This window comes from Ligilactobacillus ruminis ATCC 27782 (assembly GCF_000224985.1).
Classification (GTDB): Bacteria; Bacillota; Bacilli; order Lactobacillales; family Lactobacillaceae; genus Ligilactobacillus; species Ligilactobacillus ruminis.
In genome coordinates this window covers 630,886-643,501 of record NC_015975.1, presented here as the reverse complement: position 1 = coordinate 643,501, position 12,616 = coordinate 630,886, and the positions used below count along the sequence as shown (strand labels likewise).

Annotated in this window: 13 protein-coding genes; all 13 read right to left on the bottom strand. The window is 45.4% G+C overall.

Annotated features, from left to right (window positions below):
• Nucleotides 1-114: 114 nt before the first annotated feature.
• Entirely contained in the window at nucleotides 115-1,365 is a 1,251-nt protein-coding gene (icd, locus tag LRC_RS03200) for an NADP-dependent isocitrate dehydrogenase (RefSeq protein WP_014073131.1), read from the bottom strand.
• 14 nt (nucleotides 1,366-1,379) lie between these two features.
• Nucleotides 1,380-2,471 carry a citrate/2-methylcitrate synthase gene (locus LRC_RS03195; protein WP_014073130.1) on the bottom strand — a complete coding sequence of 364 codons (1,092 nt, stop codon included), beginning with the start codon at nucleotides 2,469-2,471 and terminating at the stop codon, nucleotides 1,380-1,382.
• A 40-nt stretch (nucleotides 2,472-2,511) separates the two neighbouring features.
• The gene (acnA, locus tag LRC_RS03190) at nucleotides 2,512-5,115 is read right to left on the bottom strand and encodes an aconitate hydratase AcnA (protein WP_014073129.1); all 2,604 of its coding nucleotides are present in this window, start codon (nucleotides 5,113-5,115) and stop codon (nucleotides 2,512-2,514) included.
• A gap of 415 nt (nucleotides 5,116-5,530) precedes the next feature.
• Complete coding sequence (locus LRC_RS03185; protein ID WP_014073128.1) at nucleotides 5,531-6,295, bottom strand: acyl-[acyl-carrier-protein] thioesterase; 765 nt, start codon at nucleotides 6,293-6,295, stop codon at nucleotides 5,531-5,533.
• 11 nt (nucleotides 6,296-6,306) lie between these two features.
• Nucleotides 6,307-7,191, bottom strand: a complete 885-nt coding sequence (gene rsmI / locus LRC_RS03180) for a 16S rRNA (cytidine(1402)-2'-O)-methyltransferase (RefSeq protein WP_014073127.1) — start codon at nucleotides 7,189-7,191, stop codon at nucleotides 6,307-6,309.
• A complete protein-coding gene (locus tag LRC_RS03175; protein ID WP_014073126.1) occupies nucleotides 7,191-7,544 on the bottom strand; it encodes a DNA replication initiation control protein YabA in 354 nt (117 codons plus the stop codon). The genes rsmI and LRC_RS03175 overlap by 1 nt, the downstream gene beginning before the upstream one ends.
• 14 nt (nucleotides 7,545-7,558) lie before the next feature.
• Nucleotides 7,559-8,551 (bottom strand): DNA polymerase III subunit delta', encoded by a 993-nt coding sequence (gene holB / locus LRC_RS03170; RefSeq protein WP_014073125.1) that lies wholly within the window; start codon nucleotides 8,549-8,551, stop codon nucleotides 7,559-7,561.
• Between the two features lie 2 nt (nucleotides 8,552-8,553).
• Nucleotides 8,554-8,883 (bottom strand): cyclic-di-AMP receptor, encoded by a 330-nt coding sequence (locus tag LRC_RS03165; protein ID WP_014073124.1) that lies wholly within the window; start codon nucleotides 8,881-8,883, stop codon nucleotides 8,554-8,556.
• Nucleotides 8,884-8,916: 33 nt separating this feature from the next.
• Entirely contained in the window at nucleotides 8,917-9,549 is a 633-nt protein-coding gene (gene tmk, locus LRC_RS03160) for a dTMP kinase (protein ID WP_014073123.1), read from the bottom strand.
• 89 nt (nucleotides 9,550-9,638) lie between these two features.
• Nucleotides 9,639-9,878 carry a YaaL family protein gene (locus LRC_RS03155; protein ID WP_014073122.1) on the bottom strand — a complete coding sequence of 80 codons (240 nt, stop codon included), beginning with the start codon at nucleotides 9,876-9,878 and terminating at the stop codon, nucleotides 9,639-9,641.
• A 16-nt stretch (nucleotides 9,879-9,894) separates the two neighbouring features.
• Entirely contained in the window at nucleotides 9,895-10,494 is a 600-nt protein-coding gene (gene recR / locus LRC_RS03150; protein ID WP_014073121.1) for a recombination mediator RecR, read from the bottom strand.
• Nucleotides 10,495-10,515: 21 nt separating this feature from the next.
• The gene (locus LRC_RS03145; RefSeq protein ID WP_143454959.1) at nucleotides 10,516-10,830 is read right to left on the bottom strand and encodes a YbaB/EbfC family nucleoid-associated protein; all 315 of its coding nucleotides are present in this window, start codon (nucleotides 10,828-10,830) and stop codon (nucleotides 10,516-10,518) included.
• 11 nt (nucleotides 10,831-10,841) lie between these two features.
• Nucleotides 10,842-12,575 carry a DNA polymerase III subunit gamma/tau gene (gene dnaX / locus LRC_RS03140; protein WP_014073119.1) on the bottom strand — a complete coding sequence of 578 codons (1,734 nt, stop codon included), beginning with the start codon at nucleotides 12,573-12,575 and terminating at the stop codon, nucleotides 10,842-10,844.
• Nucleotides 12,576-12,616 lie beyond the last annotated feature (41 nt).

Sequence of the window (12,616 nt, the reverse complement as noted above, 5' to 3'; positions counted from 1 at the left end):
CCGACTGGTTTTGAAGTGAAAAATCTGATAAAGATTCAAAAAACGACTTCTAATCTTTTTAACGCTCAAAATTTGCGGCAAAAAAGGATCGGGATAAACCCGATCCTTTTTTGTCTATTTCAAAATTTCAGCAACGTAATGCCCAAATTCGCTTGTTTTCAGCGTCGTTGCTCCATCCATCTTTTCGGCAAAGTCAATCGTGACATGCTTGTTTGAAATCGCCTTTGCAACTGCTCTTTCAATCAACTCTGAAACTTCGATCCATCCAAGGTAATCAAACATCATTGCTCCCGACAAAATAATCGAGGTCGGATTGAGTTTGTCTTGTCCTGCAAATTGCGGTGCGGTTCCGTGCGTTGCCTCAAAAATGGCTCGCCCCGTCTGATAATTAATATTTGCTCCGGGAGCAATACCGATGCCCCCGACTTGTGCCGCCAACGCATCCGAAATGTAATCTCCGTTAAGATTCATTGTTGCGGCAACATCGAATTTATCCGGATAAAGCAGCGTTTGCTGAAAGAAATTGTCGCAAATGACGTCGCTTACGAAAACTTTAGCCTCGTTCTTCTTTTGTTCGGCAGCCTCCTTGCCGCAAGTCTTGAAGACCTCATCATATTCAGGCTGAGTAAACACTTCATTGCCATAAGCCAAGCAAGCATCATAGCCCCACTGTTTAAACGAGCCTTCAGTCTTTTTCATGATGTTTCCTTTATGCACGAGCGCCACGTTTTTTCTTCCGTGACCAAGCGCATAATCAATTGCAGCTTTGACCAACCGCACGCTTCCTTCTTTTGAGATCGGCTTGATCGCAAAAGCGGAAGTCTTCGGAAAGCGAACCTTTTCCAACTGACCTTCTTCTTCAAGCAGTGCTTTCAATTTTTCAGCTCCGGTGCTGCCTTCCGCAAAATCAATCCCCGCATAGATATCTTCCGTGTTTTCCCGAAAAATTGCAATGTCGACTTTTTCAGGTTCCTTGACCGGAGACGGCGTTCCTTCATAGTATTTGACCGGTCTGAAACATGCATAAAGATCGAGCTTTTGTCGAAGCGTCACGTTGATTGAGCGATGGCCTTTGCCAACGGGCGTTGTCAGCGGTCCTTTGATTGCAACAAGGTTTTCCCTGAGCGTTTCAAGCGTTTCGTCCGGAAGCCATTGTCCCGTTTGGTCAAATGCAGTCTGCCCGGCCAAAAGCGGAATCCAGTCAACGGCTTTTTGCCCCGCATATGCCTTTTTGATGGCCGCATCAAAAACTTCTTTTGCGGCAGCCCAAATCTCAGGTCCGATTCCGTCGCCTGAAATAAACGGAATCTGCGGATTATCAGGGACGGTCAGCTTTCCGTCTGTCATCGTAATCTTTTCACTCATAAAAATACCCCTCGCTAATCATTGACATCCGGAAGATAGTGGCGCTCGTCAGGTCCGACGTATTCGGAACACGGACGAATCAAAGTCTTTTCGCGACGCTGTTCCATTACGTGCGCCAACCATCCGGCAGTTCTGCAGGCCGCAAAAATCGTCGTAAAGACATCCTTTTTCAAACCGACGCAATGATAAATCAAAGCCGTATAGTAATCAACGTTAGGATACAGCCCTTTTTCCTTCAGCATATAGTCGGCAATTTCTGTTTGAACTTCAAAGAAATACGTATTGCCGGTACGTTTGGCCATTTTTTCCGCAATCGGACGCAAAATCTTCGCACGCGGATCTCCGTGCTTGTAGATTCTGTGACCGAACCCCATCACCTTTCGTCCGCGCTTGAACGCATCTTTTACGTAATCAATCGGATCCATGTCATGATCGTAAATTTTTTCAAGCATTTCAAAAACGCGTTCGTTCGCTCCGCCGTGAAGCGGTCCTTTCAATGCGCAAACAGCGGCCGTCAAACATGAATAATAATCTGCAAAAGTCGAAGCCACGACTCTTGCCGTGAAAGTCGATGCATTGAATTCATGATCAGCCTGAAGAATCATGACGGTTGAAAACATCTTGGCCAATTCTTCATCCGGTCTTTCACCGGTCAGCATGTACAAGAAGTTTTCAACGACGCCCATCTTCTCATCAACGTCAATCAACGGCTCGTTGTTTCTGATTCTGACGATTGCCGCAATGACCGTCAGCATCTTCGCCAAAATGCGAGGCGGTTCATCGTGCTCCACGTCGTTCGTAGTCCCAAGCAATGAAGTCGTCGTGCGCAGGATGCTCATCGGATGCTGCGGTTCGCGGGCAATATACAACAGAAGCCGAACGGTTTCTGCCGGCAAAACCATCTTGCGAACAAGCATCTTGCGAAACTTTTGCAGTTCCTCTTTGTTTGGCAGACGTCCGTACCACAATAAATAAACAACCTCTTCAAAAGATGCCTGACAAATTTCTTCAATCGGGTAGCCGCTGTATGTCAGTCTGGCATTTTTCGTTGAACTGATGCTGGTTTGATCGATAACGACCCCAGCCAATCCTCTTGGCAAATCCATAAAAAACCTCCTTAATGCAAATGCAGTCCTCAAAAATAAGTTATTTGTCCTCTAAAACGTACTGCAAAATTCCGCCGGTTTTATAGTATTCCTCGTCAATCGGCGCGTCAAATCTTACTTTTGCCTCGAATTCGATTTGATGATCATCGTTTTTTGCAGTTACATGAGCCATTTTGTCCTCAAGCTCGAGTTCAAACGCTTCCGAGCCATCAAGACCCAAGCTGTCAGCATTTTCTCCCGGAAGATACTGCAGCGGCAAAACTCCCATCATGACAAGATTTGAACGATGGATTCGTTCAAAGCTTTCTGCAATGACGGCTTTGACTCCCAGAAGTTTGACGCCTTTAGCGGCCCAGTCGCGCGACGATCCCATTCCGTAGTCCTTTCCAGCCAAAACGACTGACCCGATTCCGTGTTTGCGATAGTTCATCGCCGCCTCGTAAATCGTCGTATCCTTTTCATCAAGCCAATCATACGTGAAACCGCCGCTCTTTCCTTTTGCCAATTTGTTTTTCAAGCGAATATTGGCAAGCGTTCCGCGCACCATCACCTCATGATTGCCGCGACGCGAACCGTAGGAATTGAAATCGCGCACCGCAACGCCATGCTCCTTCAAATACCTTCCGGCAGGAGTGTCAGGGCCGATAAAACCCGCAGGCGAAATGTGGTCAGTCGTGATGGTATCGCCCAACTTGGCCAAAACACGCAGTCCGGACAGATGCGCTTGTCCGCCCTTATCGTCAAAAAACGGTGCAGAAGCCAGGTAAGTGGATTTTTCATCCCACTCATAAGTTTCGCCAACCGGCGGAACGAGTCTGTTCCATACCTTGTTTTGCTTAAAGATGCCGTTGTAATTTTCGGAAAAAAGCTCAGGTTTAACGTAATTATGAATGCAATCCGTGATTTCTTCAGGTTCAGGCCAGATTTCTTTCAAATAGACGCCTTTTCCTTCAGAATCTTTGCCAAGCGGCTGATGTTCCAAATCAATGTCAAGCGTTCCAGCAAGCGCGTAAGCCACGACCATCGGAGGTGAAGCAAGATAAGTGTCTTTGATAAGCGGATTGACGCGTCCCTCAAAATTACGATTTCCGCTTTCAACTGCAGCAAGCGGATACCCTGTCTTTTCCACGGCAACCGCAACTTCTTCTTTCAAACGACCGGAATTGCCGATGCAGGTCATGCAGCCATACCCTGTCAAATTGAAACCCAGCTTGTCCAAATAAGGCTGCAAACCGGAAGCCTTCAGATATTCGGTCACGACGCGAGAGCCGGGAGAAAGCGAAGTCTTGACGTATGTCGGAACCTTTAATCCGCGTTCGATTGCTCTTTTGGCAAGCAAGCCGGCACAAATCAAAACTTCAGGATTGGACGTGTTCGTGCAGCTCGTGATTGCGGCAAGACCCAAAGCCCCCGGACGAAGGCTGAAATGCTCGTTTCCCATGTCAAAATCGAGATTTTGGGGCAGAGCATCGTCATAATACCTGAAATTATCCGGCAGCTTGTCAAGCGTTACCAGATCCTGCGGGCGGCTTGGACCGGCAACGCTGCTCTTGACCGTCGAGAGATCAAGTTCGACATATTCTGAGTAATGCCTTTGCGAATCTTCTCGTTCCTGATAGCGCAAATGATTCTTTTCCGCATATGCTTCAACGAGATCAATTGTTTCTTGAGGGCGATCCGTCAGTTTCAAATACTCGATTGTCTGGTCGTCAATCGGGAAATACCCACAAGTTGCCCCGTATTCAGGTGCCATGTTTGCAATCGTCGCACGGTCAGCCAGCGGCAGATTTTTCAAACCGTCACCGTAATATTCGACGAACTTGCCGACAACATTGTGCTTGCGAAGCAGATTTGTCAGCGTCAGCGCCAAATCGGTGGCCGTTACCCCCGGACGCTTTTTTCCCGTCAGCTTGACGCCGACAACTTTTGGCAGCGGGAAATATGATTCCTGACCAAGCATCCCTGCTTCAGCTTCGATTCCGCCAACGCCCCAGCCTAAAACGCCGAGTCCGTTGATCATCGTCGTATGCGAATCCGTTCCGACCAGCGTATCAGGGAACAGTACTCCGTTTCTTTGATTAATAACCGGAGAAAGATATTCCAGATTGACCTGATGAATGATTCCCGTATCGGGCGGAATAATTTTGAAATTGTCAAAACTGTTCTGTGCCCATTTAAGAAATGTATAGCGTTCGTTGTTTCTTTCAAATTCGCGCTTGACGTTGAAGTCAAACGCCTCATCATTGCCGGCACTGTCGACTTGGACGGAATGATCAACGACCATGTGAACCGAAACGTCAGGATTGATCGTTTCGACGTCTCCGCCGCGACGTTTCATTTCATCACGCATCGAAGCCAGATCAACCATTGCAGGAACGCCAGTCAAATCTTGCAAAACAACGCGTTCAGGTTTAAAAACGACGTCATGATCATGTTTTTCGTCCCAATCGATAAAGTCTTCTAAATACCTCTTAAGGTACGGCTTTTCAGCACTTTTTCTTAAGGCGAGTTCCAACAAGATTCTGATCGTATAAGGCATTTCCTCAATTCGTTGACCTTTATCTTCAAGAAAGTCTGCAAAATCGCAGTATGAGTATTTCTTTCCGTCAACGGTTAGTTCCTTGCGATACTTTCCATCTAACATAGCATCCACCGACCCCTTTAAACTTTATTAACTTATTCTAACATGGTTTTAATGAAATTGCTAATTACACCTATCATGCGATGTGCTTTTTTCTGACATTTCATGTTATCACTAGTGTTTTTGACATTAGCTGAAATCAATTATCCCACAATATTTCTAACCATTTTGTTATATCTATAGGTACAATATGTTTGGTCACCGTTCTGTAAAAAGGCATCAGGTCAACCACCATCGGCTAAAGTCGATGGTGGTTGACTACATGAAAATGAGAACAGACTTTTTTGCTTATCTTCATCATGGAAGGCGACTGTCATGCATACGCAAAAAAACCGGATGATTTGCAATCAATTGCAAATCATCCGGTTTTTCAATTTGAGACAGAGTTTTTTCATCCTTATGTTTGCACGCTCTATCTCTATATTATCCATTCTTCTTTGCGCAGTTTCCAATCACAAACTGCTCGACAGGAAAGCTCATCATTAACCTTGATTTCATGGAAAGTCTTGACGGTCTCGACGCCCGTCATGGTTATTTGTGCTTGACTGACGGCTTTTTGACCGTAGCGAATCTCCTTTTTATACTCGATATTCATGCTTACGGGCTGATATTTGATCAAAAAATCAAGATCAAGCGCATCAAGCATCCATTCAAAATAATGAACGTTGTTAACGTGCTGATTGATATCAATATCCCAAAAACGAACTTCATATTCTTTTTGGCGATCAATTCGTTCAAGTTCTTTTGGAAGCGGCAATCTTTCAATCTTGGTCGCATATTCTGAATGATATGGTTCAATCAGATTTTCCGGAATCCTGACGATTTTGCGCTCATTTTGATCCATCAACGCAAACACCGTATGCATATGTGCCAGTTCCTGCTTCCTGATGTCATGGATCCAAAAATCGCGGTAGCAAAAATAGCGGTTATAGCTTTTAGCATGAGTCGTAATATAAATCGTTTCGTTTCTTCGAGGAAGTCTTTTGATATCGATCATGTTTTGCGTAACGATCCAACCTAAGCCCATCTGATTGACTTTTTCGCTTGAAAGGCCAACGGCATCGCTTTGATCATTACATGAAAGCATCATCAAATCAACCAAACGTCCTAACCCGACGGTCCCGTTCATATCGGTTTCATAGTAGGTGACGCGGTGTTTTTCGCTGAATCCTTTGCTTTCCAAAACAATCCCTCCTAATCATCAAGGTGATGAAAAATATTGTAAACTTCTTGCTTTTTCATTTTGCGCCTCTTGGCCACTTCTTTAATGGCATCATTCGGCTTTTTTCCTGATTCGATCAAGGCATTGACCTCCTCTTCAATCGTGTTTTCGCTTAAATCGACCGTTTCAAGCATCTCAACATGAGAATTGCCTTCAACGATCAGGACGAATTCGCCGCGAACCTCATCTTCTTCCGCAAATTTCAAAGCATCAAGAAGCGTTCCGCGCAAAAATTCCTCATATCGCTTGGTCAATTCGCGACACAAAACGACGCGTCTGTCGGGTCCAAAGACGTCAGACATTGCCTGAACCGTTTTTTTCAATCGATGCGGAGCTTCATAGAAAATCAGCGTTACCGTCTGATTATTGAGCTTTTCAAGCTCCTCTTTTTGTTCTTTGTTTTTCCTTGGCAAAAAACCATAAAACAAAAACGGCTGCGGCAAAAGCCCGGAAGCAATCAATGCCGTCAAAGCCGCATTCGGCCCCGGAAGCGGAGCAACGGGGATTTTGTTTTCGATGCAGGCAACCACAAGTTCGTGTCCTGGATCACTGATTGAAGGCATTCCTGCATCGCTTACCTGTGCCAAATTTTTGCCAGCCAAAAGTTTTTCAACCAGCTGCGGAATTCTTTCTTTCGTGTTGTGCTCATGAAAACTTATCTGTGGCGTATCGATTTCAAAATGATTCAATAATTTTTGAGTATTGCGCGTGTCCTCGGCACAAATCAAATCGACTTCCTTCAGGGTTTTGACTGCTCGTTCCGTCATATCGCCCAAATTACCGATAGGCGTTGGAACGAGGTAGAGCGTCCCCGTTTCATGAACGCCGGAAAAACTGCTCATTTTCTCTATGCTCATCAGTGTCTCTCTCCATAAATCACGTCTTGGCAAAAAACGCATGGTTCATCATTGATGCGTCGCGATCCGTACATGTTGTCCACGTTGCAGACGTGAAAACCTTCTTCATAAAGTTTTTCAAGATTTTGTCGCGATTTGGACAAACCGTTTTTCGTCGTCTTGCCCTTTTGCCTGTTGTTTCTTTCTTCAAGTTCTTGAAGTCTCGCACGCAAATGACTGTTTTCAATCGCAAGCTCTGCATTTTGCTCAACGATTCGCTCCATCTCTTCCTTGACGCTCGCAATCGTTCTTTGCATCTGCTGCGACGATTTCTCCATTTGTTCAAAACTGTCAAAAAGTTCACGTTTCTTCAAAATATCACCTTCATCTACTCATGATAACAACTTACAAGTTTCAGCGTCAACGTTTCAAGGATGTTTTGGAAAGAAACGTTGATTGCTTGCAGTTTTCTTGAGTCCAAAACAAGTTCCGTCGCATGGCAGGCCCTTTGTGTGCTGATTTTTTCCGAAAATGCGCGCAATTCATCATGATGCATTGCAAACGACGTTCTCCCGTGTTCCTCAAACTTGAGCAGCATGACGTCGCGAACCAGCAAGACAATCAAATCAAGCAGCATGTCCTGCCTTGATCTGTCACTGAAATACTGCTTCAAATGCGTCGTTACGTTGACGAAAGCTCGTAAATCATTTGTCATGATAAGTTTGAACCACTCCCAAACGTCAGCCGTCATTGCCGCAAACTCATCGTCTTTTGACAACTCGATTGCAATCTCCAGGCTATCTGTCAACCCCAGCAATAAGCTGGCCTTATCTTTTGAAATCCCCGCCTGTTGCAGTTTTTCAGACAACTCGTCAAACCCGAGTGCCTGAAGCTCAAATTCCTGACAACGCGAAATAATGGTCGGCAAAATCAAATTGGCATTTTCCGTCAGCAAAAATGCACACACGTCGCCGCTTGGCTCTTCCAAAAATTTCAACAGACTGTTTGCGGCACTCGCAGTCATCTTTTCAGCATCAGAGATGATAAATATTTTCTTTGTTCCTTCGACCCCGCTTTTGCTGAACTCTGCTTTTAAGAAACGAATCTGATCAACCTTGATCGATGCACCGTCAGGAGCCACCTCAACGACGTCCGGAAAGCTGTGATCGGCAATTCGTCTGCATTCGCTGCACCTTCCGCAAGGCATCCCGGCCTGCTTGTCAGTGCAAAAAACGGTCTGCGCAACAAAAAGCGCAAGTTCAGACTTGCCAGTGCCAGCAGGACCGGCAAACAAATATGCATGCGACAGTTTTCCTGCTTCTGTCAGCTTCATAAAATGCTCAGTCAGACGGGGCTGCAATTCCGTAATCTTTTGTTTCATGATTAAAAATGCAAAAACTGCTCAACCGGCAAAACGAACACGTTGGCCCCGCCGACTTCGACTTCAATCGGATACGTGCTCGTTGCTTCAATCGGACTGTCGACGTTTACCGACGGCGTCACGTATTCTGAGCGTTTTTTGGAAACTTCTTTGATGATTCCGAGAACTTCTTCCACACGATCATCTTCAATCCCGATCAAAAAAGTCGTATTTCCCGAACGCAAGAATCCGCCTGTCGACGAAAGCTTGGTTGCTCTGATGTCTGACTCGATGAAAGCATTGCTTAAACGGTTGCTGTCCTTATCTTGAACGATTGTAACGACTAGTTTCATAAATAATCCCCCTGTCTTTTCCGAACTCTTACGTCAGGCAAAAAACTCCGATGCGCGCTTTTTCAAAATTTCACGCACTTCAAAAATCACGGCTTCAAGCGGTTGAGAAGCATCTACTTCGACAATTCGCTTTGAATCTTTGGTTGCCAATTCCAAGTATGCATCATGAACCGTCCGATAAAACGACATCTTTTCGTGATCCAAGCGGTTTACCTCGTCTTGTCTGTTTCGTCTGATTCTTTCAAGTCCAAGCTCTGGCTCAATGTCTAAGAAAATCGTCAAATCCGGCGTCAGTCCGTCCGTTGCAAAACGATTCATCTCGGCTATCCTATCAGTGCCGATGGAACGCCCGGCTCCTTGATAAACAATTGAGCTGTCAACGAATCGGTCGCATAAAACCAGCTTGCCGGCTGAAAGCGCCGGATTGATCGTTTCAACGATATGCTGTCTTCTGGCCGCTGCATAAAGCAAAGCTTCGGTTCGCTCATCCATCTCAACAAAACGCTCATCCAAAATGACGTTTCTGATTGCTTCGGAAATTCTGTTTCCGCCGGGTTCTCTGGTCAGAACATATTCTGTTTTCCCATTCTTTTCAAGTTCCTTGACAATCGCCTTGATTACGCTCGTCTTTCCGGAACCGTCAGTTCCTTCGAACGTGATAAACATTCCACTCAATTTTTTGACCTCATTTCTCTTTAACTACTATTTTACTGTATTTCCCCGAAATAAAAAAGCCAGGATTTCTCCTGACTGCCTCATTTGCCGAATACTGAAGATTGCATGCGTCCGTGAACTTTTCTCAGCTTGGCTTCACGATATAAAAATTCATATTTTGCGCGCGCAAGCTTCGTTTCGGCCGTCAATTCATCATCGGCATCATAAACGGCTTCTTCGGTCTGACGCGCATGATCCCAGATCATTTTTGCATCATCGATTGCATCCAGTAAAAATTCATCATATGTGCTACGAAGGATATGTCGCTTTCTTCCAAACATGAAAATCACCTCTGTCTCAGATTTCCTGACGCCCTTCGACTGCTTTGAACAGCGTCATTTCATCTGCGTATTCGATATCGCTTCCGACTGCCAAACCGTGTGCAAGTCGAGTTGTTTTGATTCCGGCCGGCTTGATCAAACGAGAGATGTACATCGCCGTTGCCTCTCCTTCAGGGGTGGCATTCGTCGCCAAAATAACCTCTTTGATTTCAGGATTGGCCTGAAGTCTTCGAATCAGCCCCTTGACGTTGATGTCTTCAGGTCCGATTCCTTCGCTTGGAGAAAGAACTCCGTGTAAAACATGGTAAAGCCCGTGGTAATCACGCAATTTTTCGAAAGCCATCACGTCTTTTACCTGCTCGACGACGATTACCTGCTGCTGGTCGCGCGTCTTGTCAGCGCAGATTACGCACGGATCGCTTTCGGTAATGTTTCCGCACAAACTGCAATAGTGCAGATCGCTTTTAGCTGAAACCAAAGCCTTCGAAAATTCCGAAACGTCTTCTTTATCCATGTCGATCGTAAAGAATGCCAAGCGGACCGCCGTCTTCTCACCGATTCCGGGAAGACGCATATAGCTGTCGATCAATTTGGCAATCGGTTCAGGATATTGCATCTGATCCAAGTCCCCTTATCTTTAAAGTCCAGGAATGTTGCGAGAATACTTGCCCATCGTGCGCTGCGTTTCCTGCTCGATCTTTTTGATCGCATCGTTGACTGCAGCAATCACAAGATCCTGCAGCATGTCGACGTCATCAGGATCAACTGCTTCTTCTTTGATTTCAATATCCTGCATCTTATGGTCGCCCGTAAATTTTACGACAACGGCATCATCTGGCGCATGACCTTCAAAAACCGTTTTTTGCAGTTCTTCCTGATCCTTTTGCATATTCTTTTGAAGCTTTTGCATCTGCTTCATCATTCCCTGCATGTTCATTCCACGCATCATAATAAATCATCCTTTCAATCTTCTTTGATTTCAATCAAATCTTTGCCAAAAATATCTTCCGCCTCTTGAACGATGTCATCTTCATGCTCTTTTGTTTGGTCTGACGGAATTTCTGCCGCATCCTTTGGAATCGTCCCCGATCGCATCTGTTTGATATATTCCTGTCTGATATTCAGCCAGCGATTCTTTGGAACGTACACGATTTTTTTAGCGTCACCATAGATGCGACCGACGCTGTTTTCGAATTCGTCGCGCACTCTTTCTTCGTTGATAATGCGACCGCAGATGAATTCATTGTTAAAACTCAAAATAATTCCTTCAGGTCCTGCCGCTTCGATTTCGCACATCTTAAACATTGCTTTGGAAGAAACGTTAAGAGTGCTCAAAATGTCGTTCATGCAGTCAGAGAAACGATTCTTGTCGATCTTGGTTGCACTGCCGAGAATCCGATAGATGCTTGCGACGTCAATCTTGATTTCATAATGCTGAACGGCTTTTTTAGCGGGCCTTGACGTTTTTTCACCGGAAAATCCACGATCGGATTTGCCTAAGAGATTTTTGACCTGGTCTTTTAACTCCTTGATCTGTCTTTGCAGATCATTCAGCTCATTCAAAGTTTCAGGTGACGTCTGCAATGATTGAACGCTTGTTTTACGTTCTTTTCCGTCAATCTTTGCGAGCTTGACCGTCAAGACTTCAAGATAGACGGACTGATGCATCGAGTAGCGCATGTTTTCCTGCTGCTCGTTTAGCGTATCGATATATCGGTAAAGCGTTTCCGGATTGCTTTTTTCAGCCATGTCTTTAAACTCGTCGTCAATCATGACCGAACCTGTTTGTTCAAGCATCTCCGGTGCCTGCTTATATAGCAGCAGATCGCGACAGCAATTGATCAGATCTTCAAGCAGGCGCTTGGCATCTTTTCCTTCGTCAAGAATCGCATGAATCGTTTGCAGTCCAGCAACCGTTTCATGGTTTTGAACCTGATTCAGATACTTGATCAGATTTTCGCGCGTCACGCTCCCTGTCACAAGCAGGGCATTGTCCAACGTCACCTCGTTGTCGCCAAACGACAACACCTGATCCAAAATACTGAGCGCATCGCGCATCCCGCCTTCTGCCGCGCGCGCAATCACGTTCAGCGCTTTTTCATCATATTCAAACTGCTTTTGCTTTAAAATGTATTCCATGCGCTCAAGAATCGCACCAGACGTGATTCGCTTAAAATCAAACCGTTGCGTTCTTGAGATAATCGTCGCCGGAATTTTGTGCGGATCGGTCGTTGCCAAAATAAAGACCACGTTTGCCGGCGGCTCTTCCAAAGTCTTGAGCAAAGCATTGAATGCGCTCGTCGACAGCATATGAACTTCGTCAATAATATAGACTTTATAATCGGCTTGCGTCGGCGCATACTTGACCTTGTCTCTGATGTCTCTGATTTCTTCAACGCCATTATTGGAAGCAGCATCGATTTCAATCACATCGTTCAAACGTCCGGCAGTAATCGCCTTGCAGATTTCGCATTCGTTGCACGGGTCGCCGTTGACCTGATTCGGACAGTTCAAAGCCTTTGCGAACAGCTTGGCACAAGAAGTCTTGCCGGTTCCTCTTGGCCCCGCAAACAAATACGCATGCGTCGTCTGTTTCGTTGCCAACGCATTTTTCAATGTTTTGGTAATCATGTCCTGACCGACAAGGTCTTCAAAGGTCTGCGGTCTCCAAACACGATACAATGCCTGATAGCTCATCGAAGTGCTTCCTTTCTCTTTATAATAAAAAATCTCGATCC

Excerpts from the sequence above, each read along its gene's own strand:
- holB (WP_014073125.1), bottom strand. The coding sequence starts at position 8,551 with ATGAAACAAAAGATTACGGAATTGCAGCCCCGTCTGACTGAGCATTTT.
- LRC_RS03195 (WP_014073130.1), bottom strand. The coding sequence starts at position 2,471 with ATGGATTTGCCAAGAGGATTGGCTGGGGTCGTTATCGATCAAACCAGC.
- dnaX (WP_014073119.1), bottom strand. The coding sequence starts at position 12,575 with ATGAGCTATCAGGCATTGTATCGTGTTTGGAGACCGCAGACCTTTGAA.
- icd (WP_014073131.1), bottom strand. The coding sequence starts at position 1,365 with ATGAGTGAAAAGATTACGATGACAGACGGAAAGCTGACCGTCCCTGAT.
- tmk (WP_014073123.1), bottom strand. The coding sequence starts at position 9,549 with ATGTTTATCACGTTCGAAGGAACTGACGGTTCCGGAAAGACGAGCGTA.
- recR (WP_014073121.1), bottom strand. The coding sequence starts at position 10,494 with ATGCAATATCCTGAACCGATTGCCAAATTGATCGACAGCTATATGCGT.
- LRC_RS03165 (WP_014073124.1), bottom strand. The coding sequence starts at position 8,883 with ATGAAACTAGTCGTTACAATCGTTCAAGATAAGGACAGCAACCGTTTA.
- rsmI (WP_014073127.1), bottom strand. The coding sequence starts at position 7,191 with ATGAGCATAGAGAAAATGAGCAGTTTTTCCGGCGTTCATGAAACGGGG.
- LRC_RS03155 (WP_014073122.1), bottom strand. The coding sequence starts at position 9,878 with ATGTTTGGAAGAAAGCGACATATCCTTCGTAGCACATATGATGAATTT.
- acnA (WP_014073129.1), bottom strand. The coding sequence starts at position 5,115 with ATGTTAGATGGAAAGTATCGCAAGGAACTAACCGTTGACGGAAAGAAA.